We start from the raw sequence: 23442 nt of genomic DNA, 5'->3' as shown, positions 1-23442 counted from the left end.
GGGCACGCCGGGTCAGGGGGAGCGCGGGGTGCGGAAGTCGCGGGCGCCCGGGGCGAGGGCGGCCAACGCCGGGGCGAGCACGCACAGGAGGGCGCACGCCAGAAGGACCGCCTCGAAGCCGAAGGCCTGGGCCGCCGGGGCGATGAGGGCCAGGCCCACCGGGGCGAACCCGTAGGCGAACAGGAAGTCCAGGGCCGACACCCGCGCAAGCTTGTCGGGGGCGACCTCGCGCTGGGCGGCGGTGAACCAGGGGACGTTGAACAGCTCCACGCCCAGCCCCACCACGGCGTAGGCGGCGAACACGACCACGGCGCCGACCGGGAAGGCCAGGCTCAGCGGGGCCAGGGCGTACAGGCCCAGGCCGAACAGCGCCCAGAGGCCCTGGGCCCGGGGACGCCAGCGGGACATGAGGAGGGCGCCCACCAGGGCGCCGGCGGTGTAGGCGGTCAGCGCTCCGGCGAGGACCGCCTCGGTGCCGTAGTGGTCGCGTCCGGCCAGGGGGAGCAGCACGTTGGTGGCCGAGTAGCCGAGGGCGATCACCGTGGTCAGGGCGGCCAGCCCGGACAGGAACCAGGGGTGGCGTCGTGCCTCGGTGAGCCCTTCGAGGAACTCCACGTGGAAGGGGCGGCGCTCCGGTCGTTCCTCGGTGGCGAGGGTTCCGCCTCGGGGCAGGAGGGCGGCGGCGAGCCAGAGGACCATGGTGGCCATGAGGAGGGTGCCGGGGCCGGTGACGGTGGCGGCCAACGCGGTCAGGCCCGGGGCGAGCAGGGTCACCCCGCGTACCGAGAAGGTCAGGGCGGCGTTGGCCTGCTGACGTTCCTCGAGGGGGACCACCTCGGCGGTCAGCGCCTGGAAGGCGGGGCGGCAGGCCCCCTGGCCCACGCCGACGACGGTGGCGGCCAGGGTCATCAGGGTGGTGGAGGTGTCCAGGCCCAGGGCCAGGACGGGGGTGGCCGCGGCGGCGGTGAGCCCGGCGGTCAGGACCACGGCGCGACGGGAGTGCCGGTCGGCGAGTACCCCGCCCAGGGGGACGGCGACCAGGAACCCGGCGGTGCGTCCGGCCAGGACCAGCCCGAGGGCGACGGCGCTCAGGGAGCCGTGCAGGACGGCCAGGCCGAGGATGAACGGCATGGCCCAGGTGGCCAGCCCCGACGCGGTGGTCGCGCACCACAGACGGACGAAGTCCGGGCGCCGGAGCGGGGTGGAGCGCCGGGCGTCGGTCGTGGGCGGTGTCGTCGAGGGCACGGGAGCTCTCATCTCCGATCGTTCGAGGTGGGTCGGGGCCACTCTAGTGAAAATGATTATCACTCGCTACCAGGATCGCCGAACCCGACCTGGGGCGGATGGGAGGCCCTGGTGCGCAGGGGTTGGCGTGTCCGTGGAGGGGGGACGACACGTGGGGGTGTGCCGGAATCGTGGGGATTCGTGAGATGAATCGGGGGTGACAACGGTTTTCATTTTTACTATAGTCACCGCTCGAACACGCGTCGCCACGTTCTCCCTCCCCACACCACCCACACCCCCGAAGCCCCCATCATCGGAAAGGACCCCCTGTGACACCCCTTCTGATCGATCAACTCCCCCCGCCCCTGCCCGCGGAACGGATCATCGAACTCAACCGCCCCAAGACCGACCTCCACACCCTGCGTCACTACTCCTGGAACGGATGGGACCTCGAGGTCCCGCCGGGCGTCTTCGTCCCCGGGGAGACCAGCCGGATGATCCACCGACGCCTCCTCGACGACGAGATCGACGTGCGCGGACGTTCCTACGCCGCGATGGGCGTCGGCCTCGGCGTGGAGGCGATCGTGGCCGGCCTGCGCGGCGCGTCCCACGTGTACGCCCTCGACGTCCACCCCGCGAGCGTCGAGGCCACCGAGGCCGGCTACCGACGCATCGTCGGCGACGACGGCCCCGGGATCCTCCACCTCGGCGTCGGAAACCTCTTCGACCCCCTGCCCGACGGCACACGCCTGGACGTGATCACCTTCAACCCTCCGGCGGTCAGCCGACCGGTGAGCGAGGACCCCGACGTGGTCCGCAACGTCTGCGCGGGCGCCGCCGTCACCGACGCCTTCTTCAGTGAGATCGCCGAACGCGACCTGCTCACCCCCGGAGGCGAGATCCACCTCATCGTCTCCAACACCGCCGACCTGCGGCACATCATCGGCCACGCCGTCGACGAGGGCTTCACCGCGCACGTCCACCACCGGCACGACTGGAACGACGGCGTCCTGACCTACCTCTTCCGCCTCACGAGGGAGGACGCCCGATGAGAGACCTCGACACCCTGTTCCGCTCCGTGCTCGACACCCCGGACCTTCCCATCGCCACCAGCGTCTTCTGGGTCCAGCACGGCACGCGTCTGGCCGGCGGCGACGTCACCTACCTCAACCGCTACGTCCTCGTCCGCATCGGCAGGGCCTTCGGCGCCTGCGCCTTCGAAGAGGGCGCCCTGGACCCCGACGTGTGCGCCGCCTACTCCGGCCGCCCCCTCGCCGAACTGTTCGAAGGCCCCGCGCCCCTGCGCCTGGCCGCCCTGGACGCCTACCTCGCGCAGAAGGAGCCCCACTCCCAGGACCCCCGTGCCGAGGCCGTCCCCCTCCCGTTCGGGACCCCCGAGGAACGGGCCGTGGCCCGGGACCGGGCGGTCACCGGACTCCTTCCCGACCCCGAGGGCCGAAGGATCGCCCTCATCGGTGTCGTGAACCCGCTCGTCGCCGCCATCCGTGAACGCGGTGGCGAGTGTCTGCCCTGCGATCTCAACCTGCGTCGCACCCAGTGGGGCGACCCCGTCGAACCGGACATGGAGAAGGTCCTGTCCGAGGCCGACGCGGTCGTCGCCACCGGGATGACCCTGGGCAACGGCACCTTCGACCGGATCCTGGAAAGCTGCCGCGAGCGTGGGACACCCCTGGTGATCTACGCCCAGAGCGGCGCCGCCGTCGCCCGACGGTTCCTGGGGTCCGGTGTCACGGCGCTGTCGGCGGAACCCTTCCCGTTCTCCCAGTTCAGCGCGGAACCGACCCTGCTCTATCGATATCGCTAGGAGGCCGAGGCGTGACCCTCGGAACCGGACAGGCCACCTGCCACCACGGTGAGGTACTCCAGGGAGTCTTCCTGGACGGGCGGGGACGACCCACCCGCGGCCTGGTCACCCTGCCCATGGCCGAACCCGCCACCCGCGCGGTGTTCACCCCCTTCTCCGTCGGCGCGCCCACGGGCGTGACCGTGGATCCACCGGATCGGACCAAGGCGGCCCGCGCCGCCGAACTGGCCGTCGCCGAATGCGCGCGACGTGCCGGGGTCCGGCCGGTCGGCGGCCACCTGAGCGTACGAGGGGGTGCGACGCCGGGCCTGGGCATGGGCTCCTCGACCGGCGACGTGACCGCCGCCGTGCGCGCGGTGGCCGCGGGCCTGGGCGTTCGACTTCCCGTGGAGGTCGTGGCGAGGGTAGCGGTGGCGGCCGAGGGCGCCAGCGACCCGGTCATGTTCGGTGAACGGCCACTGCTGTTCGCCCAGCGGGAGGGGCGGGTCCTGGAGGACCTCGGGTCCGCCCTGCCCGAACTGGTCGTGGTGGGCTGCCTGACCGGTGACGGTCGTCCCGTCGACACCCTCGCCCTTCCGGGAGAGGTACGACCGAACGACGTCGCCGTCTACGAGCGGTTGCGCTTCGCCCTGCGGGTCGCGATCACCGATCGCGACGCCGCCGGGGTGGGTCACGTGTGCACGGAGAGCGCCATCCTCAACCAACGGATCCTGCCCAAGACCGAGCTCGGCTCCCTGCGCGGGATCGCCCGGGCCTGCGGCGCGGTGGGTATTCAGGTGGCGCACAGCGGCAACGTCGCCGGTGTGCTCTTCGACGCGACCGACCCCGATCTACGACCCCGCGTCGACGCGGCGGTCGACCGACTCGGGCGGGAGGGACTCACCCCGACCCGGGTCTTCTCCACCTCTTCGAGGAACACCCTGAACCCAGGGGAGCGATCTTGGACGACCACGTATCCGAAGCCATCGCCAGACCTGATCTGATCGACCTGGGCGAGGGCCTGCTGTGCCTTCGCTTCGAGTCCATGAAGGTGGCGTCCGCCCTGGCGGCGGTACGCCACCTGCTCGACACCGGGGTGGTCCGCCCCGGTGACACCCTGCTGGACAGCTCCAGCGGTATCTACGCCTACGGGCTGGCCCTGGCCGCCCACAGATACGGTTTACGCTGCCACATCGTCGGTTCCACCACTATCGACCATCCCCTGCGAATCCAACTGGCCGTCCTCGGAGCGACCCTGGAGCGGATGCCTCCCTCTGAAGATCTGTCCCTGGACCAGAATCGTCGGGTCCACCGGATCAAGGAGGTGCTCCGGGAGAACCCGCACTTCCACTGGATGCGCCAATACCACGACGCCGTCCACGGACTCGGCTATCGGGCGGTCGCCGACCGGATCCTCAAGGAGGTGGGGACCGGGCCGCTGGCCCTGGTGGGCGGGGTCGGGTCGGGCGCCTCCACGGGGGCGCTGGCGCGTTACGTTCGCGAAAGCCTCCCCGACACCCCGCTGGTGGGGGTCCAGCCCTTCGGCAGCGTCACCTTCGGCAGCGACGGCGTCGACGATCCCCAGATCATCATCGCCGGTATCGGCAGTTCGATCCCCTTCGGCAACGTCGATCACACCCTCTACGACACCCTCCACTGGACCTCCTTCGATTCCGCGCTGGCGGGGAGCGTGGACCTGCTCCGTCGCCACGCGGTCTTCGCGGGACTCTCCGCCGGGGCCGCCTACCTGGTGGCCCGCTGGGAGGCGGCGCGTACGGGCCGACGGGTGGTGTTCGTGGCGGCCGACACCGGGCACCGCTACGTGGACTCGGTCTTCGCCCACCACGAGAGCGCCCTTCCCATCGATGACCTGGCCCCGACCGCGATCGATGATCTGGCGGGGTTGGCTCCGCCCTGGTGCCGGATGGAGTGGGGGCGTCGTCCCGCCCCCGAACAGGCCGTCCATCGTGCGGACTGAGTAGTCGGTAGGGGACGGAGGAAGCCCCACGTAGGTGGGGTGGTCGGTCGCCGATCGGGTGATGAGCCCGATCGGCGACCGTGGGGATGGTCGTGGCCGGGGCCGTGGGGGAGGGGCCCGGCCGGTGTCGGGTCGTGGAGGGAGATCTCCTCCGGCACGGTTCGGTCGAGGACGGTCGTGGTAGGGATGGGTGAGAAGCGGAGATCGCTTCGCGGTGAAGGTCGCGGAAGGTAGTGGACTCTGTTCCCGCAGGTCGTTTCCCCTGAGCCCCACGCACGTGGGGATGGACCGCCGTGAAGGATCTTGCCTTTCAGGCAAGAGAGCTGAGCCCCACGCACACGGGGGTCGGTCGATCACCGAGGACCAGTTCAAGGCCCAGCGGATCAGGCTGCTCGGCGAGTGACATTGGGGTTCACCTTCTGGACGACGGTGCGGCAGGGCATGGTGCGGGCAGGGTCGAGGTGCGAACCGACCACCCTTACGCTGTGCGCATGAACACTCACACCGCACAGGTCCAAGAGGTATACGAACGTGAGCTCCGATGGCGTAGGCGGTCCGTCTCGGCCTTCTTCCTGACCGGCTTTGTCGCCTACTGTGTTCAGCGATTCACACCAGGGCTCTACGAGAGCATTGTGCTGCACGTGGGGCTCTTCATGTTCTTGTCTGCGGTCGCCGCGTTGGTGTTCATGGAGAGGGTGAAGAATGCGCGCGGGCTCTTGGAGACCCATTCCAACTGGGTTGGCTCGAACTCGGGCACGGTCATCCAGGCGGAGAATATCGGGGAAGTTCACCTGCGCGCCGCCGACGAAGAGGAGGACGACCCGGACTCACGGTCCCGCTGACTGAGACCCGCGCACGCGGGGATGGACCGCCCCAGCCGACGAAGTTCTCGTCCATACCGCCCTGAGCCCCGCGCGCGTGGGGATAGGCCGTCCGGACAGGGGTCTCCTGTCGGGTTTCCTGCGCGTCCTGCAAAGCGGGCTCCTTTGCGTTAGGGGGTGGCTGCACGGGAAACACTAAGGGTCTTGCCAGGACTAATGAAGGGCTTTCTCGGGTGCGAATAAATTCGCCCTAAGGAATGTCCGTTTGTGCTCTGAACCGGAACTCTTGGGCGAGTCCATCGAGGAAGGAACGGGCATTTTCTCCTGAAAGAGCATGCTCGTGGAAGAAGTCGAAGATCTCACGACTGTAGGAGATGTCCTTGGGATCGCGCAGTGCGAGCTCCCCGGTGAACACCTCCACCGTGACCAGGCGGTCATCGTAGATCGTGAAGCCGTTGAGCGGCCCGCTGGGCACCGGAGGGTGGGCCCGAACGATGTGGATATCGACCCCCGCGAGTTCACTGAGGGAGGCGATCCGGTCCATCTGCAGGGCCATGACCTCGGGCGGACACAGTGGCCAGCGCAACGCGGCCTCGGTTAGTACGAACACGAACCGTTTACCGGGGCGATAGAGGATCTGTTGGCGCTCCAGGCGCCGTGCCAGGGCCGTCCGCCACTCCGCGCCGCGGTTCACCAACGGGTGGGTCAGTGTCTGGCGCGCGTACTCAGGGGTCTGAAGCAGCCCGGTGATCATGCACGGAAGGAAGAAGCGCACGGTGGAAGCGGCGCTCTCGATCGCGGACAGGTCCCGCTGTAGCTCGCCCAGGCCCCGCTGCAGGGAGATACGGAACCCCTGATAGTCGGAGCTTGCGATCCTTGCCAGCTCGATCAGGCGAGAGCCGTCGTCATCGGTGGTGGATATTCCGAGTGCGGTGAGGATGCGCTCGACGTCCACCACCGAGGGACGGACACGGTTGTTCTCGATCTTGCTGACCTTGGCCTGGCTCATCCCGGTACGGGTGGCGAGGCCGGCACCGGTCAGACCGGCGGCGCGGCGCAGGCGACGCAGTGCGTCGGCCAACTCGCCGCGCTGCCGATCGGCGTGTTCGGGTTCAAGGGTCAAGCGGTGCGGCCTCGTAGTACTCGGAGAAGGGGACGGCGTGTTTCAGGGCCAGTTCCTTGTAACGGACGTAAGGCGCCGGGTCCGCGTCCTCCAGGAGCTCCCGGCCGGTCTGGGTACCGTCGGCAGCGTAATGCATCAGTACCACGTGTGTGTCGTCGAAGAGCCAGAAATCCTGTTGGGGCAGCCCGGGGTTCGGGGTGGTGGCGAAGTCGAGGATGTTGACCTCCTCGCCCGCCGCGACGCTGAAGGCGTAGCCCCATTCGAACTGGAATCTCAGGTGGTCGTTGAGCGGGCTGGTGAGGGTGTGGACCCGGTGCATCCTGCGGCCCGCCTCGACGTGCTCACGGACCCGGATCAGGTAGGTGTCGGTGTGCAGTTCCTCGACGGGGCGGGAGACCCCGGCCAGGAATTGACGTAGCTCGTCCTCTTCCTCGGGCACCGTGTAGCAGGGCAGCGTTTCGAGCCGGAACGCCTCCTGTCGGAAGGAGTGGAAGAACTCCTGCCAGGCATCACCTTCCAAGCGCACGGGCGGCCTCCTCGATCAGGTGAGCGGGGATACGCACGGCCACCTCTCCCTCGGAGAAGGTCAGTCCTTCGGTGGCGGTCAGTAGTGGGCCCTGAACGATGACGGATCCGTCTCCGTTCGTGTAGACCCCGGGGCAGTCGTTGCGGTTGCAGTCACCGGAAAGCTTCTGAAGTGCCACGAAATATCCTTTCCGTCCAGCACAATGCGAAATTAAGGTAGAGATCCCGGAGGGTCGGGGTCAAGATTCTTGGAAGTATTCACGCTCGGGAATAAACGCCGTTCCTGTGGTCGGTTCGGGTCGGTTCTCGGTCGATGTTGTCCAAGGCGATGGTCGGCCACTGTTCTTCCTGGGTGCGGGCGATGTCGAGGGGCTTGTTCACCCCTGGAAGCGTGTATGAGCATGGACGTTGGTGCTGGACGAATTGCGGATGCCTGAGAAGAGGAGTCGGGCTTGCCAGGGGAGTGGAACGGAGGCCAGCCCACACGTGTAGGGGAAGATCAGCGTGGTCGGTGGTCGGTGTTCTGATGGGAGGGGGTGAAACCGGTGGGGCGCTCTTTCTCGGGTTGCTTCGGGGTGGGTGTGGTAGGGATGAAGGAGGAGCGGAGGCTGCTTCGCGGTGAAGGTTTCGGGAAGATAACGGCCTCTGTTTCCGCAGGTCATTTTCCCTGAGCCCCACGCACGTGGGGATGGACCCTGCTCGTAGGCCATCCACTCGGTCAGCTCCGCCTGCTCCCCGCGCACGCGGGGATGGACCGAACGGTCCGACAAGATCCCGATGATGCGATGGCCGCGCCCCGAGCGCATATCCACGGTCCTCAAGGGGCCGCGCCCACGTTTGTCCATGCCTTCCGTCCTGGCTCCATCGGGCAGAGCCGCTTCGTGGAGGCGGTCCCCGTCCCATGCCGCGTCCGGTCACGTAGGTTCGGCGCATGGGACACAGGGAGAGCTCCGAAGGTGGTAGAGGTCGTTGGGTCGTTCACGGTGAACGCGCCATCTACGACAGCCCGTGGGTGCGGTTGGGGAAGGCGGATATCACCACGCCTTCGGGGAACAGGTTCGAGCACCACACGGTCACCCTGCCCTCGGCCGCGGTGATCGCCATCGTGGACCGGGCCGGTGAGCATGTCCTGATGAGCTACCGGCACCGGTTCGTGCCCGATGTCTGGGGGTGGGAGCTGCCCGGCGGGCTCTTGGACCCCGAGGAGACTCCGGAGCAGACGGCTGTGCGTGAGGCCTTGGAGGAGACCGGCCACCGGGTCGGCTCGGTGGAGCATGTGGCCACCTTCGAGCCGATGATCGGCACGGTCCGCAGCCCTCACCATGTGTTCGTTGGCCGTGACGCCGAACCGGTGGCGGATCCGACCGAGTTCGACGAGGGTGTTTACGAATGGGTGCCTCTGGCCGAAGTCCGCGGCCTGATCTCCAAGGGACGTATCCAGAGCTCGGGCACCCTCATCGCACTGCTCCACCTTCTCGCTTCCTGAAGCCGTCGACCTGGGTGGTTCGGCGCTCGGCTCACAGATACGGTTCTCCTCTGCCGAACCCGAGTTCCCACATCGGAGCAGCCACACAAAGAGCGCCCGGCCGCCTTACCGGTTGTGGGGCGGACCCTCCGGATCCGAGGCCGCGAGTTCACGCAGTTCTTGGAGGATCGGGATCGCAGCGATCTTCTGTTCCGATAGATCCTCCCAGGAGATTCCCGAGGGGCGGCGGTGAGGCGGGCAGGAGATCGCCCCGTCGGGGGTGACGATCAGGTCGACGCTTACGTCGTGTTCGGCTTCAGGGATGGGCTCGTCCAGGACTTGGAGTTCGTGGACGGTGGTGACGATGAGGGTGTCGTCGGAGACGAGTCCGGCCTGGGCGAGCAGTCCCATCTCGATGTCGGAGTATCCCGCCCCTTTGCCCAGGCGGACTCCGTCGTGGTTGACGGCGACGCTGCCGCAGACGATCACGTCCACCGCTCGCATGCGATCGGGTCGGGTACGCGAGGCGTGTTCGGCGGCTCCCGTACCGGTGACGGCGATGTCCGCGGGAGTCATGAGGGTGCTCGGGTCGAGGAGGTAGAAGGGGGCGGTGCCGGCGATTCTCGGCACCGCCATGTACAGCAATCTGCCCTCTCTCATCGCAGCCAGACGGACTTCGGTCTGGGCCTTGTCGGGGTTGGCTTTGACGACCCGGGCCTTTCGCCAACGGGGGTGGGCGGTGAGGTGTTCGGCGGCTCGGTCCGCGCCGTGGAAGTTCGGGATCTTGCCGTTCACGGGGCCGGAACGGCCCGCTTGGACAGAGTCCAGGTGCTGCCATACCTTGTGGCGCAGTCGGGTCTTGGCGTCGGTGATCCGATCAGAGCTCATGGGGTCCTAACGGGTGATGAAGTCGATGAACCGGCCCTGACCGTCGATGATGGCGGGAAGGGTTCGCCAAGGGGCGAACGACGTTAGCGATCAGGGAGGTCGCTCCACCCGCGTGCGTGGTGTGAGCGATGTCGGTCGCAGTGCCGCAGCGCTGTTGCTCCCGCCGCGATGGCACGCTGGTCGGCCATCATCGTTTACAAGATCCATATCGAGGAGCGCTCGTGATCGTCACGCCCCTTCGCCCCGAACGGATCGGCGAAGTCCTACAACTCATGGAACTCGGCGAGCCGTACATCTCCGCACGTACCCTGTCCGATTACTGGCTCTACGCCACCCTGTTCTCCTCCACCTGTCCCATCGCCATCAGCAGCGATGACACCGTCGCCGGAGCGGTGATCGCCTTCCGCAGCCAGGACGATCCCGCGGACATCTACGTGCAAGACGTCATGACCCATCCCGATCACCGCCGCCGCGGCATCACCAGAGCGCTCATACAGAACGTGCGTTCCCAGGCCGAGCAGTGGGGCTGCCGGCGTCTCTACCTCACCTCAGAACCCGACAACCAAGCGGCGCACGCCGGCTGGACCGCCCTCGGTTTCACGAACGTTCCCGGCGACCACGAGATCAACGGCGTCTCCGTCATCACCGACTTCAAGGGGCCGGGCCGTGGCCGAGCCGTCTATCAGTTGACTCTGAGCTGAGCCGGTGGGCGGCTGGAGGTTGCTTCCGGCCAAAGGTTGCGGGAAGATAACGGCCTCTGTTCTCGCAGGTCATTTTCCCTGAGCCCCACGCACGTGGGGATGGACCGTTGCTTCTACCTGCGGAAAGGCCCCTGATGCTCTGAGCCCCACGCACGTGGGGATGGACCGATCTATGCCGTAAAGGAACGCGTCAGAGATTTCTGAGCCCCACGCACGTGGGGATGGACCGAGCCCGGCAGGGTGGGGGGTTTCGTGGGGTGGCTGAGCCCCACGCACGTGGGGATGGATCGCCCCGAAACCACCTCACAGAGAGGGGGCTTCCCTGAGCCCCACGCACGTGGGGATGGGCCGGACTGGGCGGGGGAGAACACCCTTTGGCGACTGCGGGGTGAGGGCTCGGGTGAACGTTTCCAACTACAGCACTAGCCGAGCGTGAGCCACTGAACGCCGAGCCTTGTCACTTCGGCTCGCTCTTCGTCGGTGAGGTCCGCGCGTCCTGTCGCCTTGCGCAGGAACACTTCCGGACGCCAGCCCAGACCTTCGATGGCTGGAATTTGATCAGGGCCCGCGAGAAGGTCCAGCAGGACCGAGCCGGCTTCCGGGGTCAGCCAGGGGACGCGTTCCAACGCGTCCGCCAGATCCAGGCCGTGCACGGCCACCTCGACCACCCGCGTCAGCAGGAACTCGGACAGCAACATGGCATCGCCGTGCCGCGTTCTCACCACACGTCCGACAGGCTCCTGTCGGCTCATCTCCTCGACGCGCTGCCACGTGGCCGTGAAATCCTTGACCAAAGAAGCACCGGTGGCGTGCTGGTTCGCATAATCTCGTGCGAGATCGATGCGCGCGGTGTTGGTCTGTTCACTGAACCGTGCATCCGGGCGATAGTATTCGACCGCATCGATATCGGCGGTCTCCGGAGCAGGGGCGGCCAGCATTTCGGGAACCCACGCGAGTACGACACGGATGTGTCCGAGCAGTTCGCGCACCGACCACGGCTCGCATCGTGTCGGCCGGTGCCACTCGGCCTCCGATAGCCCATCGGCTTCCTGCGACAGACGATTCGCCTCATGCACGAGCGCGTCGAGCGTAATACTTGAATTCATGCCGAACAAGCTATAACACAGGAAAATGCCAGGGGCGCTTGTCTGTACTTGTGCACTCATAACTGGTCGAGTAGTCGCCGAATGAGCTGCCCTTGGAATGACGTGGCCGTCCTGGCAGTGGCCGCGGTGCTCCGGACACGGGCTTGGCCAGCTGAACCCCAAGTACGTGGGGATGGATGGATCGACGAAGCCCCCATGCCCTGCTCAGGGTATGGGGGCTTCGTCGCGTCTACAGCTTGTCGGTCAGAGCACGCGCGACGATCTGGCCGACCTCGGCGGCCATCTGAGGGTCGGGGACGCCAACACGATGGTCAGCGGCCGCGAAGGTGGGTAGAAGTCGACCACCATCCCGCCGTGGAGGCCCCCATGCTGTCGATGTTGCTGGTCGCAGGAGGACTCGCGCTCACGTGCATCTTGCTTCTTTGGAACGTTGTCAACTCCTATGACGAGGACTGTCTCGTGCCGGGTGTGATGGAGGCTCTCAATCCTGGGAAGGATGAGAGACATGCCAGCACCGAGGAAGTACCCCGATGAGCTGCGCGAACGTGCCACCCGGATGGTCGTGGAGGCTCGCCGGAACCCGGCCACGCGCCCCGGGGCGATCGCCCGGATCGGCGACCAGCTCGGCGTTAATCGCGAGACCCTGCGCAACTGGGTTAGCCAGGCCGAGGTCGATGCCGGAGACCGGCCCGGTACCACCACCGACCAGGCCCAGCGTCTGGCCGAGCTCGAGCGCGAAGTGCGCGAGCTGCGGCGGGCCAACGCGATCCTGAAGTCCGCGTCGGCTTTCTTCGCGGCGGAGCTCGAGGGCCCACACACCAGATAGTCGCCTACATTGACGTCCACCGACACCACTTCGGGGTCGAGCCGATCTGTGAGGTGTTGCAGGTCGCCCCGTCCACCTACTACGCGGCCAAGAGCCGGCCCCCGTCGCTGCGCTCGCGCACCGATGAGGCCACCACCGCCAAGATCCACCAGGTGCACGCTGACAACTACGGCGTCTACGGGGTGCGTAAGGTCCACGCCGAGCTGAACCGGCAGGGCCACCGGGTGGCCCGCTGCACGGTCCAACGGCTGATGAAACGGGCCGGGCTGCGCGGGATCTCCCGTACCGAGCAGCACCGCACCATAACGAGATCCACAGCCCCGGACACTCGGCCCGACCTGGTGGAACGAGCGTTCACCGCCGATGCGCCCAACCAGCTGTGGGTCGCCGACATCACCTACATCCGCACTTTCGCCGGGTGGGTCTACGCCGCGTTCGTCATCGACGTGCACTCGCGTCGAGTGGTGGGCCGGCAGGTCTCGCGATCGCTGCGCACCGACCTGGCTTTGGACGCGTTGGAGATGGCGGTGTGGAACAGGTCCCACGTGGGCCGGAGGATCGATGGTCTGGTCCACCACTCCGACAAAGGCGTGCAGTATCTGGCGGTGCGCTATACCCAGCGTCTGGCCGAGGCGGGGGCGGTGGCCTCGGTCGGCTCCACCGGGGATTCCTATGACAACGCCCTGGCCGAGGCGTTCCACTCGCTGTTCAAAGCGGAGCTGATCCGTAACCGCGGGCCCTGGAAGAGTCTGGACGAGGTCGAGATCGCGGTGGCCGAGTACATCGACTGGTTCAACCACCGCCGCCTGCACGGCGAGATCGGCCTGGTCCCGCCTGCGGAGTTCGAAGACGACTTCTACCAGCAGCAGGCCGGGTCAACAGAAGGCGAAGCGTTGGTTCCGAGCCTCCAATAAACCCGATACGAGACATTTGGGAGAGTTCGGTGTAGGTCGCCAAGTCCTCGGGAACAGACTCGTCCGCGTACGTCGGAGTCGAGATCAGACGGCGGAGGGGGATGATCGGCGGCACCGGACTAGCCTAAGACCCGCGGCGCAGGCGGTACCGGTCCAGGCCTGGGAACCTGCGAGCGGCCGGAATAGACCGGCTTCTTGCCCGGTTCGGCGCACATCGCGCCGGGAGTCCTCCATGCTCTGGGCCAGCCCACACCCGCGGAGATCCGACCTGGGGCAGGATCCCAGCCGCGGCACGGGTGCATGGGTCAGTAGGCAGGGTGCACCACAAAGTCGACTTCCCTGACCCGGATGACTTCGCTCCCCTCGTAAAGAACCGCCGTCTCCTCGATATCCGCTGGCCACAACCCTGGGTAGGTGTGCGAGAAGGCCGACTTGCGCAGATGCTCCAAGTACCCGAAAGGGGTCGTGGGCGGATACAGGTCCCACCCGCCCCGAGCTCGACGCGTGACGCGGAGTTCTTCAGTGGTGAACTGGCCGTACTCGCCAGCGAGGGCATCGATGACCTGGACCAGGACCTGGAGTCCTCCTCCTGGGCTGGACGCAGGACGGGTGAGCGGTGAGGGCTGCGGTCCGGGATTGCAACGTCACCCGGCAACGCGAGGTCCTCCAAGGGGTCGTGGCACAACTTATGGAGGGGCTCCAGAGCTGTTCACTGATCACGCAGCCAGGAAGAACAGAGCAGTAGCCCAGGCCGAACCAACCAGGAAAGTTGCCGATATTCACAGAAGCTCCGACATCGAGGCACGCATGGTCTAACATCTTTCTCATGTCAGCACTGTCACCCCTGAACCGGGCTTTCAATAAAATCCCGAAGCGCGCAGAAAAACAAGAAAGCCCTCAACTACACGAAACATTCGTCGACTCGGGCGTTCTAGATGTAATCAACACGGTAGATCATCAAGTAATTTACGGCCGTCGGGGAACTGGAAAGACTCACGCACTCAGCTACCTTGGCTCCGAGGCAGCCGCCAATGGCGATCTTTCTTTGTATATCGATTTGCGCACCATTGGCTCATCTGGAAGCTTGCTCAATCAGGAAACTGTTTCGATCAACGAACGAGCTTCCCGACTGCTCGTGGATCTTCTCGGGCAACTACACGAATCCATCTTCAATGCAGTACTTGAAGATAGCTCACTAATGGAAGACGCTCCATTCGTGGAAAAAGCAGACCAACTTCTCACTGCAATTACATCCATCAGAATAATCGGGCCAATCGAAAAGAAAGATGAGACAGAGAGCAAAACCGGCAGCAGCGCGAGTGCTTCAGCTGGCGTTTCCCTCTCCCCCAAAGGCCCTAATTTCTCTACACAAATGGGAGCGAACGCGTCGTCCGAGGAACGCGGCACCCAAACTGAAACCCGCACCGGAACCGAGCAAACGAGCCTGAATTTCACTGATGTTGCAAAGGCTCTTAATGAACTAGGAAGAACCCTCTCGAGCCGGCGCGTTTGGCTCCTCCTAGATGAGTGGATCAGCATACCGAGGGACCTTCAACCCTACTTGGCTCATTTCTTGACACGATGCGTCCTGCCTGTGCAAAAGTTCACCGTAAAGATTGCAGCCATCGAGCAACAGTCGAACTTTAGAGCCCAAGTGGATGGAAGTGTCATTGGCATTGAGCTCGGCGCAGACATGGCCGCTCACGTAAATCTAGATGATTTTTTGGTCTACGAGGGGAATGAAGAACGAGCTCGATCTTTCTTCCGAGGCCTCTTCAGTAAGCACGTTCAGAGCATCAAAGCTACAACTCCACAACTGGCATCATCACTCCCAGATGGGGACCTCATCTCTCCTGGCTTCACTGACAAGCGTGCATTTGACGAGCTTGTCCGAGCTGCCGAAGGAGTACCCAGGGACGCTCTATATATCGCAGCAAAAGCGGCAATGAAGGCTGGCAAAGAGAAAATATCAGTTCCCCTAATTCGAGACTCGACTCGTGACTGGTATCACGGGGACAAGATGAACAGCATCATGAGCCTCAACCGAGGGCACCAGCTTCTTGAATGGATCATCTCCGAGGTGATTCGAGGAAAGCGAGCGCGAGCTTTTCTCGTCAAGACATCCGACTCTCGAAACGAACTGCTTTTGGCCCTCTTCGACGCACGAGTTCTTCACATCATCCGCCGAGGTTATTCCGCCCAGGACAAACCCGGAGAGAGGTACGACATCTGGGGAATCGATTACGGTGCCTATGTTGATCTACTCAAAACAAACAGCGCCCCACTCGGAATGCTTCCATTTGAAGACCTCGAAGGGGAAAGCAGTTACATCAATATTGACGTTCCCCTACAAGACCACAGGGCGATTCGCCGGGCAATTCTGGATCTCGATGAATTTAATATCTCCAACGCGTAATTTCTCTGGCACACTAGTTGACTTCCAATCTTCGCACCACAGGGACCATGTTATTGTTTTTCGCTTGACGCAGGTGATGGTTTTCCAGGGCGGCCCTTTGGATGATGGCCTGAGCCGAGTCGAGTTTCTTGGCTAGGTAGGCGTAATCGCGCTCCAGCTGGGTGTGTGCTTCCTGGAGCTGTTCGTAATGGGTCGGACTACTGCGGGTCGAGGCGTCCTTAAGAGTTTCCTCCCGCAGTTCCCTGAGGATCCCGGGGAAGTGCCGTCGAAAAGTCGCGTTGTCCAGGCCGATCTTTCAGGCCAATGCGATGACAGTGGGCCGTCGACGCCGAGGACCTCACTCCCGCGCGCGCCGGGCAGCCCAGGGACTCGCGCACATCTGGCAGGAACAGGTGGAGGAGCGCCGCCAACGGTGCCGGGCGCGACTGCGCACGGAGATCGCTGAGCTGCCCATGACGCACCCGCGGTGGGAGCACGAGACTGTCCAGGAGTACCGGGAGCGCCTGGCCGGGCCCGGGTGCGCTGAGCCCGGCCCCTACTGGGATCGGGAACAGCACAGGTGGGCGGTTTGGGACTACGATCCCGCCGACGCCTCCTCGGGGCCACCATCATGCCGTCAGTGGAACTCGCTCCTGCTGATCGAGGTTGAGGCGTTCGTAGCCGACGATCGTGGAGACGAACTGTCGGGCCCCAAGCCTGGTCCAAGCGGACCTGGCCGTGGACATTGGTGTGCGACTACAGGTCAGATTCTCGCTGAGCAAGTGTCTTTCGTACGGGGGTGGCTAGGCTTTGGCGGCCTGGCGGCATTCGTATTCTTCGCGGGCCTTGGGGGACAGCAGCGGCGACGGCACCCATTCGGCGGGCTGGTTCGCGCGCTCGCGCTGGAGGGCGATCTCTTCTTCGGTGAGGTGTTCCTCGGGGATGTCGAACTCCCCCGCCCCTCCCGCCGAAGGTGAAGGCCTCCCATTCGGCAGGAGTGAAGAACAGCGTGCCCTTCTCCGGGGACTTTCCATCGCGTACGGCGCGGAAGCCGTCGTCGAACTCGGCGACCTCCACGATCGCCTCCGACTCCGGATCGGAGAGAGGAGCGCATCCATACCGCGTCGGTGGTGGCGTGCCACTTCTCGTTCCCCATGGCCTCAGGGGGAAGATCCTTCTTCAACTGCTGCACCTGGCAAACGTAGTTGGAGTCCAGTACTGTTGCCTCGGGTATTCAGGTGGCCCCCCGGTTCATGCGCCGGGGGGCTTTCTGGTGTGTCAGCCTTCGGTGGTGCCCACACGTGAGATCGCATGCAGGAAGGCCATCCACTCTTCATTGTGAAAAGCCAGATGCCCCTGGTCACGGTTCTTGGTGTCACGGACCGCTGCGGCGGTGGTTGCTAGAGCGACCTCTGCGCAGTTGTTGCTGCTGGCGGCGCTGTAGGTGGAGGTACGCCAGCCATCAAAGTTGAGATCCATGTTCTCTCAGTTCAGTGGGTATTCAGGAGTGAAGCGCATCCTCCAGGAACCGAGTCGAGTCCTCAACGCTTAGCGCACTGCCCTGGAGGCGGTCGAAGACCAGGCTATAGCGCTCCAGTTGTGCGCTTTCCTCTACGTAGAGGCCATCACGGTCGGTCTCGATGTAGGTCACGCGGTCGGTGCCTGCGAAGTAGAAGTTGAGGAAGGCGAAGCCGGTGGCAGCGTGCGCCCCAACCTCGTAGGGCAGGATCTGGATGTCGATCGTGGGGCGTTGGCCGAGTTCGAGCAAGTGCTGGATCTGCCCACGCATGACGTCCTGGCCACCGACCTGCCTTCGCAGGACGCTCTCGTCCAGGATGTACCACAGGCGCGGAGGGTGTTCGCGCTCCAAGATGCTGCGCTGACGTTCGGCCCTGACGCGGAGCCTGGCCTCCACCTCATCCCGGGGCACCGTGACGTCCAGGGAAGACGCCATGAGGGACTGCATGTAGTCGCGGGTCTGGCATAGACCGGGGACGACCAGAGCAGCGAACTCCTCACACTTCTCTGCCTCGGCCTCCAGTGCCAGGAAGGGGCCGGGGAACAGATCCGAGTAGCGGTACCACCAGTTGACCTTCTTGGAGTCCCTGGCGATCTGGACGAGCAGCTCCGCTTCCTCACCAGTGGCACCATACAGCGACGTCAGCGCCATGATGTCGGCGGTGTTCAGGCGCCGGAAGCGCCCCTGCTCAAGTCTGTTGAGCTTGCCGCGGTCCCAGCCAAGGGTCTCTGCGACCCGAGCATGGGTCAGGCCCGCAGAGGTGCGCAGTGCTTTGAGACGACTGATGAGGTACCTACGGCGGACAGGGATCTCTGGCTCGGGCATGTGGATCATCTTCCCCGCAACCCTATGAGGTCAGCAAGTACTGAGACCATCAGACACCACCGCAGAACTTCCCATCAGGTGCTATAGCGGACGTCTTATTTTGCTACCGTTGCATTTTCCAACGCGCCCGGACATGATGAGAGCACCTGACTACCCCCTGTCTTTAAGAGGCCCCATGCACCTCTCGAAACCGGCAGCCTCCACAGTCACCACCCTCCCCTCGGATCCTTCCTCCGCCCATAAAGCACACCGTGTGGTCTTTGCCCTGCTCAACACCATGGATCCGATTCCAGTGTTGGAGGATGCGCTGGTCGTGACCAGCGAACCGGTCTCCAACGCGATCCTCGAAGGAATCCGCACCCGTTCAGCACCGATCGGCCTGACCGTTCACCTGGCCGATAACGACTTGCTCAGTCTCACCGTGGAAGTCACCAACCCCCACAACGAGACAGTCGGCCCCTTCCAACAACAGAACCCGGCCCCGGACTCCGAACACGGACGCGGCCTGCTGATCGTCGACACCTGCACCGACTCCTGGGGGACCCGGCTCGACGAGGCGGGCCGCCTGGTGGTGTGGGCGACGTGGTCCTGGCGATCCCCCGCCCTGCGTGACCAGGGATGGCTGGCAGAACGGAAGCGACCCGCGACTCCGGGGCCCTGACCCCGCAGGCGCGCTATCACCTCTTATCAGAACAGGCCAAGGCCCAGATGAGCGGGCTAAAGGAGCACTGATGATCACCATCGACGGCGGAACCCCTCTTCATGGAACTGTCAACGTAGAGGGATCGAAGAACACGGCCCTTCCACTCCTCGCTGCCACGGCCTGCGTCCCGGGCCCCCTCACCCTCACTGGTCTGCCCGCTTCCTCAGACGTGATGACCATGCTCTCCCTCCTCACGACCATCGGGTTCGAACTGAACCCGGATCAACGGGGTGTCACAGTCGGTGCTCCCGCCGGCGGCCCACCCCCGTGGGAGGCTCTGGAGGCCGCAGGGGCGATTCGTGCCTCGTACTACCTGGTTCCTGGTCTTCTGAACGCGCACGGGGAGGCTCGGCTCCCGTGGCCTGGTGGCTGCGCGATCGGGGCCCGCGGGATGGAGCTGCATTTCGCGGTCTACCGGGCTTTTGGGGACCGCGTCACCGAGCATGACGGGGGGTACACCGTCTCCCGCCATAAGACCTCACCGCTACCGCTCCGTCTCGAACTGCCTATCCGCTCGAGGGGGGCGACCATCGCGGCGGTGCTCCGCGCTGTCGTGGAACGCCGCCACCTCACCCTGGGCAACCCCAACATGGCTCCAGAAACCCTGGAAGTCCTGAACGCGCTCTCCTCCTGCCAGGTCGACGTGAAGGTCAGCGAGGAGGAGCTGACCGTGCACCTCGGCACGCCGATGGAGACCGGCTCGGTGTGGCAGGTGCCCGGGGACAAGGTCGAGGCGTTCACGCTGCTATGCGCCCTGGCCGTCACCGGCGGGTCGGGCACCGTCTCCGGGATCAATCCCGACCATCTCACCGCAGGATTATCCGCTCTGCGCCAGCTCGGGTTCGAGCCGAAGGCCGGTGAGTGCGAGGTGAGTTTGGATGCTCGATCCCCGAAGCCGGCCGCCCCGTTGGAGGCGATCGCGGACCTGGCTCCCGGTGGTCTGGACGCGGATTTCGAGCCCGCCTTGATCGTCACCGCTCTTGGCCGGGAGGGCACTCACAGGTTCGGTGACGACATCAATCCGGGCCGCCACAACAACCTTCTGCCTCAACTGGCCCGCTTCGGTGCGCAGGTCACCGCCCTGACCTCCACCATGTGTGAGCTGACCGGCCCCCAGAGCCTTCGGCCGGCCGACGCCGATGCCCCGGATATCCGTAGTGGGACGGCGCTGGTGTTGGCGGCTCTGGCAGCGACCGGGGTGTCGATCATCGGCGGCACCGACCAGATCAGACGTGGCCATCCCGACCTGGTCGGAGCCCTCGGGACACTCGGCGCACGCATTCGGGAGCGGACGTGACCCGCGATCTCATCGGCGTGGTGGGAACCACCGACGTCCATTCTCACCTGAGCAATGCCCCCACCCTGGCCGCAGCGCTGACGGCGCGACGCTCCAACTACCTGGTGGTGGACTCCGGGGACATCTTCGAGGGGACCGGCTACTACCAGGCAGGCGCAGGGCAATTCGAGGCACGTCTGCTCACGCTGCTGTACGACGCGATCGTGCCGGGCAACCACGGGTACCGCCACTACCGCACCCCTGAGCTGGAGTCGTTGGTGGTGTGCGCGAACGTGATCACCACCGACAGCACCCCGGTATGGGAGCCTGTGCAGGTCCACCGGATCTCCGGGAGGACCGTGGCGGTCACCGGCATCATCTCGCCATCGGCGTGGGCGTGCGTCCCGGCCGACGAACGGGAGGGGCACCAGGTTCTCGACCCCGCCGACACACTCCGGGACTTGGCGGCGTCCACACCGGCCGATGAGTGGGTGATCCTGTCCCACTCCGGGTTCGAGGCCGACCTCGCTCTCATGAACGAACTGCCCGAGGTGGTCGGGGTGGTGTTCGCCGGGCACTGCCACAGCACCCACTCCGGCCCGACCAACGCGGGATCATCCCTCGTGGTCAAGGGACCCGAACTCGGTGAGGGATACGCCGTTGCGCGGCTGGAGGAGAACGGATGGCGGTGCCTGACCGATCGCCTGCCCTTGCCCTCTTCAGCGCCGGTTGCCGACCCTCAACCCGGAGAACTCGCTCGGCTGCTCACCGACATCGAGGCGGTCCGTGCCGAGAGCCATGTCGTCGCCGTGACGGCCTCCTGTTATCGGGGCGCTGTGCCGGACCGCGGGGAGCTCACTCACCGCATCGGCCAGGAGGCGCACCGCCGCACCGGCCACGTCGTTCTCCTGAACGAAACCGCCCTTCGGTCCGCCCGGGTGGGACCTGAACTCACAGTGTGGGACCTGGCCGAGCTCGACCCCTTCGACAACCATCTCGTTTCGGCCGAGCTCCCCCAACCACTCACCACCGACATGGTCGGCGACCTGGTGGCGAACGTCGGACCCGTCAACATCGCTCCACGGCTCCCGACACCGGCACCGAACCAGGTGGTGACCACCGGCTATCTGGCCACCACCCACTTACGCGCGCAGACCACCACCCCCACCGGTCTAAGCGTGCGTGACCTGCTCATCCACGAAATGACCGCACCCCCAGGAGGCACTCGATGATCTGCACCGGACGGGCCATCACCGAAGGAGTCAGGACGGGAGCGATCCGTATCGAACCGTTCATTCCCGACCAGGTCAACCCGAACAGCATCAACGTCCGTCTCGGACGCACCCTGCACGTCTACACCGGGTCCGTGCTGGACTCCTACAAACCCAACCCGACCCGGGAGGTACAGATCCCCGAGGAGGGCTTCGTCCTCCAGCCACACACCCTCTACCTCGGCCACACCATCGAACGGGTCGGTTCCACCCGGCACGTTCCGCTGCTCGAAGGACGGTCCAGCGTCGGCAGGCTGGGCCTGCACGTCCATATCACCGCCCCGATCGGGGACCTGGGGTTCTACGGGCAGTGGACTTTGCACCTGACTCCGGTCCAACCGCTACGCGTGTACGCGGGGATGCAGATCGCGCAGGTCATGTTCGAGGTCGCCTCTGGGGAGGTGGATCTGTACCAGGGGAAATACCAGGGTGCTTCGGGTCCGCGCCCCTCCGAGATGTGGCGGCACGCCCCCGGACACCGACAGGTCGCCTCATGATCCTCACACGCAAGGCGATCCTCGACGCGGTGGCGACAGGGCGGATCACCATCTCCCCGTTCGACCCGGCCCGCCTGTCCGCGAACGCCTACGACTGGTCGCTGTACGGCGAGCTCTGGAAGTGCCCGCCCACCCTCGACGCCGCGGTGCCCACCTCCTACACGCAAATGCTGTTCGGCCCGGAGGGGGTGACGCTCGAACCCGGGGTCCTCTACCTGGGCCGTACCCACGAGTTCACGGCCTCAGAGGTCTACGCCCAACGCCTCAACGGTTGCCAGGACATCGGGGCCCTGGGCATCTGGGTGCACATCAGCGCACCGCTGGGCCACCAGGGGCACGCGATCGCCTGGACGCTGGAGATCCGTGTGGTCCACCCGGTACGCGTCTACCCCGGGCAAACGTTCGGGAAGATCACCTTCCACACAGTGAATGGTGAGACGGTGTCCTACCAGGACTTGGGGCGCAAATACCGCTCCACCACCGGAATCGACACCTCCCGGTTGTGGGAGGAGCTGAACCCGTGCGGATCCTGACCGGCATCGACCTACCCGCTACCGCCCCCGGCGGGTCGGTGGAACTCCTCCACGACCTGTACACCATCCCCGAGGGGCCGCTCACAGACCTGTCCTGGGCGTGGATGCTCGGCCCCCAGCCGCTGTCCGGACGCAAGGTCGCCCTGTTGGATGGCGCGGGCAAATGTGTCCAGGGGCCACCGTTCCGCCACTACGTCGCGCACCTCGCCGACCAGCTACGCAACGTCGCACCGACCCCCGACGTTCTCCATCTCCATCACCTGGCGTTCGGGGCGAGCCCGGCGATGCTCCAGGCCTTCCCCACCATCCCGGCCCTGGCACTGATCCACGGCACGGATCTGCTCTACGCCCGCGTCTGTCCGACCCAGCGCACCATCCTCACCCGCGTCGCCCACCGCGCCCAGGTGGTGGTTGCCCCTACCCCGGCCATGGCCGACCAGCTGTCCAGGATGGTCCCCGACCTGCCCCCGGGGCGTATCGTCCACGTGCCGTGGGGGGTCCCGGACTCCCTCCTCGCCGCTCCTCCTCCACGCCCAACGCAACGCCGCCCTGGCCCCCTCCGGTTGTTGTTCGCCGGACGACTCACCCCTGAGAAAGGGGCCGATGAGCTGCTCGCCGCGTGCCGGGAAGCCGGGGCGCAGTTGAGCGTGGCCGCCCCCACACCACCCGACGCAGACGTTCGCTACCTGGGATGGTTCGACCGTCCCGCGCTGTGGGCCGAGTTCGCCCACCACGACCTCCTCGTTGTCCCCTCCACGTGGGAGGCATTCTGTCTGGTCGCGATCGAAGCCCAGGCGTGTGGGCTACCCGTTCTCTACCGCGATGTCCCAGTCCTGAACGAGGTCCTGGGCACCAGCGCGATTCCGATTCCGGACCTGAGCAAACGCACGCTGGCCGCCACCTTGGCCTGGCTCGTAGCCGACCACTGTGCCCTCGACCAGGCCCGAGAATTCGGATACCGCAACGCCGCCCGTTTTCCGCTGTCAGCGACCGCGAACGCGCTTCGCGACCTCTCAGAAAACCTCAGCCGAGACCAGTAGGCTCGCCT

The 23442-nt window shown here is 65.5% G+C and carries 24 protein-coding genes, 1 pseudogene, 1 CRISPR repeat array and 1 other annotated feature; of the genes and pseudogenes, 16 read left to right on the top strand and 9 right to left on the bottom strand.

Annotation, left to right across the window (positions count from 1 at the left end; all coding sequences use genetic code 11):
* Positions 1–12: 12 nt before the first annotated feature.
* Complete coding sequence (locus tag U9J66_RS05020; RefSeq protein WP_442789845.1) at positions 13–1257, bottom strand: MFS transporter; 1245 nt, start codon at positions 1255–1257, stop codon at positions 13–15.
* 296 nt (positions 1258–1553) lie between these two features.
* Between U9J66_RS05020 and U9J66_RS05015 the strand changes: the two genes are divergently transcribed.
* The 5 genes from U9J66_RS05015 to U9J66_RS04995 all read left to right on the top strand — a co-directional run bounded on the left by U9J66_RS05015 (position 1554) and on the right by U9J66_RS04995 (position 5848).
* The gene (locus U9J66_RS05015) at positions 1554–2276 is read left to right on the top strand and encodes a methyltransferase (RefSeq protein ID WP_326337178.1); all 723 of its coding nucleotides are present in this window, start codon (positions 1554–1556) and stop codon (positions 2274–2276) included.
* Positions 2273–3049, top strand: coding sequence for a Rossmann-like domain-containing protein (locus tag U9J66_RS05010; protein ID WP_014908359.1), 777 nt, complete (start codon positions 2273–2275; stop codon positions 3047–3049). The genes U9J66_RS05015 and U9J66_RS05010 overlap by 4 nt, the downstream gene beginning before the upstream one ends.
* A gap of 11 nt (positions 3050–3060) precedes the next feature.
* The gene (locus tag U9J66_RS05005) at positions 3061–4032 is read left to right on the top strand and encodes a GHMP family kinase ATP-binding protein (protein WP_326337177.1); all 972 of its coding nucleotides are present in this window, start codon (positions 3061–3063) and stop codon (positions 4030–4032) included.
* The gene (locus U9J66_RS05000) at positions 3990–5006 is read left to right on the top strand and encodes a pyridoxal-phosphate dependent enzyme (protein WP_326337176.1); all 1017 of its coding nucleotides are present in this window, start codon (positions 3990–3992) and stop codon (positions 5004–5006) included. Before U9J66_RS05005 ends, U9J66_RS05000 begins: the two co-directional genes overlap by 43 nt.
* 491 nt (positions 5007–5497) lie before the next feature.
* Complete coding sequence (locus tag U9J66_RS04995) at positions 5498–5848, top strand: hypothetical protein (RefSeq protein ID WP_326337175.1); 351 nt, start codon at positions 5498–5500, stop codon at positions 5846–5848.
* Positions 5849–6077: 229 nt separating this feature from the next.
* Here U9J66_RS04995 and U9J66_RS04990 read toward each other — a convergent pair whose 3' ends face one another.
* The 3 genes from U9J66_RS04990 to U9J66_RS04980 are packed head-to-tail and all read right to left on the bottom strand — an operon-like array spanning position 6078 to position 7654.
* Positions 6078–6950 (bottom strand): helix-turn-helix domain-containing protein, encoded by an 873-nt coding sequence (locus U9J66_RS04990; protein WP_326337174.1) that lies wholly within the window; start codon positions 6948–6950, stop codon positions 6078–6080.
* The gene (locus U9J66_RS04985; protein WP_326337173.1) at positions 6940–7476 is read right to left on the bottom strand and encodes a DUF6879 family protein; all 537 of its coding nucleotides are present in this window, start codon (positions 7474–7476) and stop codon (positions 6940–6942) included. The genes U9J66_RS04990 and U9J66_RS04985 overlap by 11 nt, the downstream gene beginning before the upstream one ends.
* Complete coding sequence (locus tag U9J66_RS04980) at positions 7460–7654, bottom strand: hypothetical protein (protein ID WP_326337172.1); 195 nt, start codon at positions 7652–7654, stop codon at positions 7460–7462. The genes U9J66_RS04985 and U9J66_RS04980 overlap by 17 nt, the downstream gene beginning before the upstream one ends.
* Positions 7655–8406: 752 nt before the next feature.
* Between U9J66_RS04980 and U9J66_RS04975 the strand changes: the two genes are divergently transcribed.
* A complete protein-coding gene (locus U9J66_RS04975) occupies positions 8407–8961 on the top strand; it encodes an NUDIX hydrolase (protein WP_326337171.1) in 555 nt (184 codons plus the stop codon).
* 105 nt (positions 8962–9066) lie between these two features.
* Here U9J66_RS04975 and U9J66_RS04970 read toward each other — a convergent pair whose 3' ends face one another.
* A complete protein-coding gene (locus tag U9J66_RS04970) occupies positions 9067–9828 on the bottom strand; it encodes a 5-formyltetrahydrofolate cyclo-ligase (protein WP_326337170.1) in 762 nt (253 codons plus the stop codon).
* A gap of 221 nt (positions 9829–10049) precedes the next feature.
* On the opposite strand from U9J66_RS04970, the gene U9J66_RS04965 reads away from it, so the two are divergent.
* Positions 10050–10529: a GNAT family N-acetyltransferase gene (locus U9J66_RS04965; protein WP_326337169.1), complete on the top strand. Its 480-nt coding sequence runs from the start codon at positions 10050–10052 to the stop codon at positions 10527–10529.
* A gap of 78 nt (positions 10530–10607) precedes the next feature.
* A CRISPR array of direct repeats spans positions 10608–10880; the repeat unit is 29 nt; unit sequence CTGAGCCCCACGCACGTGGGGATGGACCG.
* A 71-nt stretch (positions 10881–10951) separates the two neighbouring features.
* Here U9J66_RS04965 and U9J66_RS04960 read toward each other — a convergent pair.
* Entirely contained in the window at positions 10952–11635 is a 684-nt protein-coding gene (locus U9J66_RS04960) for a maleylpyruvate isomerase N-terminal domain-containing protein (RefSeq protein WP_326337168.1), read from the bottom strand.
* A 505-nt stretch (positions 11636–12140) separates the two neighbouring features.
* On the opposite strand from U9J66_RS04960, the gene U9J66_RS04955 reads away from it, so the two are divergent.
* The 3 genes from U9J66_RS04955 (at position 12141) to U9J66_RS04945 (ending at position 15791) form a co-directional block, all read left to right on the top strand.
* Positions 12141–13375, top strand: a protein-coding gene (locus U9J66_RS04955) for an IS3 family transposase (protein ID WP_326337167.1) whose coding sequence is annotated in 2 segments (ribosomal slippage) — positions 12141–12420 and positions 12420–13375 — 1236 coding nt in all. Because the reading frame shifts where the segments join, the coding sequence is not laid out codon by codon here.
* Positions 12419–12532 (top strand) — a sequence feature (AL1L pseudoknot). Its footprint overlaps the gene before it by 114 nt.
* A gap of 440 nt (positions 13376–13815) precedes the next feature.
* Positions 13816–13995 carry a hypothetical protein gene (locus U9J66_RS04950; protein ID WP_326337166.1) on the top strand — a complete coding sequence of 60 codons (180 nt, stop codon included), beginning with the start codon at positions 13816–13818 and terminating at the stop codon, positions 13993–13995.
* A 206-nt stretch (positions 13996–14201) separates the two neighbouring features.
* Entirely contained in the window at positions 14202–15791 is a 1590-nt protein-coding gene (locus tag U9J66_RS04945; RefSeq protein WP_326337165.1) for an ORC-CDC6 family AAA ATPase, read from the top strand.
* Between the two features lie 782 nt (positions 15792–16573).
* Here the strand turns inward: U9J66_RS04945 and U9J66_RS04940 are convergent.
* From U9J66_RS04940 to U9J66_RS04930, 3 genes and pseudogenes are all read right to left on the bottom strand, one after another.
* Positions 16574–16926, bottom strand: a pseudogene (locus tag U9J66_RS04940) (DUF397 domain-containing protein).
* 122 nt (positions 16927–17048) lie between these two features.
* Positions 17049–17249 carry a DUF397 domain-containing protein gene (locus U9J66_RS04935; RefSeq protein ID WP_326337164.1) on the bottom strand — a complete coding sequence of 67 codons (201 nt, stop codon included), beginning with the start codon at positions 17247–17249 and terminating at the stop codon, positions 17049–17051.
* A 22-nt stretch (positions 17250–17271) separates the two neighbouring features.
* On the bottom strand, positions 17272–18114 hold the full coding sequence (locus tag U9J66_RS04930) for a helix-turn-helix domain-containing protein (protein ID WP_326337163.1): 843 nt from the start codon (positions 18112–18114) through the stop codon (positions 17272–17274).
* A gap of 253 nt (positions 18115–18367) precedes the next feature.
* Between U9J66_RS04930 and U9J66_RS04925 the strand changes: the two genes are divergently transcribed.
* The 6 genes from U9J66_RS04925 to U9J66_RS04900 all read left to right on the top strand — a co-directional run bounded on the left by U9J66_RS04925 (position 18368) and on the right by U9J66_RS04900 (position 23434).
* Complete coding sequence (locus U9J66_RS04925) at positions 18368–18775, top strand: ATP-binding protein (protein WP_326337162.1); 408 nt, start codon at positions 18368–18370, stop codon at positions 18773–18775.
* A 70-nt stretch (positions 18776–18845) separates the two neighbouring features.
* A complete protein-coding gene (locus tag U9J66_RS04920) occupies positions 18846–20114 on the top strand; it encodes a hypothetical protein (protein WP_326337161.1) in 1269 nt (422 codons plus the stop codon).
* Complete coding sequence (locus U9J66_RS04915; protein WP_326337160.1) at positions 20111–21325, top strand: metallophosphoesterase; 1215 nt, start codon at positions 20111–20113, stop codon at positions 21323–21325. Before U9J66_RS04920 ends, U9J66_RS04915 begins: the two co-directional genes overlap by 4 nt.
* Positions 21322–21861, top strand: a complete 540-nt coding sequence (gene dcd / locus U9J66_RS04910) for a dCTP deaminase (RefSeq protein WP_326337158.1) — start codon at positions 21322–21324, stop codon at positions 21859–21861. The genes U9J66_RS04915 and dcd overlap by 4 nt, the downstream gene beginning before the upstream one ends.
* A complete protein-coding gene (locus U9J66_RS04905) occupies positions 21858–22394 on the top strand; it encodes a dCTP deaminase (RefSeq protein WP_326337157.1) in 537 nt (178 codons plus the stop codon). The genes dcd and U9J66_RS04905 overlap by 4 nt, the downstream gene beginning before the upstream one ends.
* Positions 22382–23434 carry a glycosyltransferase family 4 protein gene (locus tag U9J66_RS04900; RefSeq protein WP_326337156.1) on the top strand — a complete coding sequence of 351 codons (1053 nt, stop codon included), beginning with the start codon at positions 22382–22384 and terminating at the stop codon, positions 23432–23434. The genes U9J66_RS04905 and U9J66_RS04900 overlap by 13 nt, the downstream gene beginning before the upstream one ends.
* The last annotated feature ends 8 nt before the right edge of the window (positions 23435–23442 follow it).

It is taken from the genome of Nocardiopsis sp. LDBS1602, assembly GCF_035818715.1.
GTDB lineage: Bacteria > Actinomycetota > Actinomycetes > Streptosporangiales > Streptosporangiaceae > Nocardiopsis > Nocardiopsis alba.
Note: the sequence above shows the minus strand (reverse complement) of the source record. Positions and strands in the feature narration are given on the sequence as shown.

Excerpts from the sequence above, each read along its gene's own strand:
- U9J66_RS04995 (WP_326337175.1), top strand. The coding sequence starts at position 5,498 with ATGAACACTCACACCGCACAGGTCCAAGAGGTATACGAACGTGAGCTC.
- U9J66_RS05010 (WP_014908359.1), top strand. The coding sequence starts at position 2,273 with ATGAGAGACCTCGACACCCTGTTCCGCTCCGTGCTCGACACCCCGGAC.
- U9J66_RS05020 (WP_442789845.1), bottom strand. The coding sequence starts at position 1,257 with ATGAGAGCTCCCGTGCCCTCGACGACACCGCCCACGACCGACGCCCGG.
- dcd (WP_326337158.1), top strand. The coding sequence starts at position 21,322 with ATGATCTGCACCGGACGGGCCATCACCGAAGGAGTCAGGACGGGAGCG.
- U9J66_RS04960 (WP_326337168.1), bottom strand. The coding sequence starts at position 11,635 with ATGAATTCAAGTATTACGCTCGACGCGCTCGTGCATGAGGCGAATCGT.
- U9J66_RS04930 (WP_326337163.1), bottom strand. The coding sequence starts at position 18,114 with ATGCCCGAGCCAGAGATCCCTGTCCGCCGTAGGTACCTCATCAGTCGT.
- U9J66_RS04945 (WP_326337165.1), top strand. The coding sequence starts at position 14,202 with ATGTCAGCACTGTCACCCCTGAACCGGGCTTTCAATAAAATCCCGAAG.
- U9J66_RS04905 (WP_326337157.1), top strand. The coding sequence starts at position 21,858 with ATGATCCTCACACGCAAGGCGATCCTCGACGCGGTGGCGACAGGGCGG.
- U9J66_RS04920 (WP_326337161.1), top strand. The coding sequence starts at position 18,846 with ATGATCACCATCGACGGCGGAACCCCTCTTCATGGAACTGTCAACGTA.
- U9J66_RS04950 (WP_326337166.1), top strand. The coding sequence starts at position 13,816 with ATGCTCCAAGTACCCGAAAGGGGTCGTGGGCGGATACAGGTCCCACCC.
- U9J66_RS04935 (WP_326337164.1), bottom strand. The coding sequence starts at position 17,249 with ATGGATCTCAACTTTGATGGCTGGCGTACCTCCACCTACAGCGCCGCC.
- U9J66_RS04975 (WP_326337171.1), top strand. The coding sequence starts at position 8,407 with ATGGGACACAGGGAGAGCTCCGAAGGTGGTAGAGGTCGTTGGGTCGTT.
- U9J66_RS04970 (WP_326337170.1), bottom strand. The coding sequence starts at position 9,828 with ATGAGCTCTGATCGGATCACCGACGCCAAGACCCGACTGCGCCACAAG.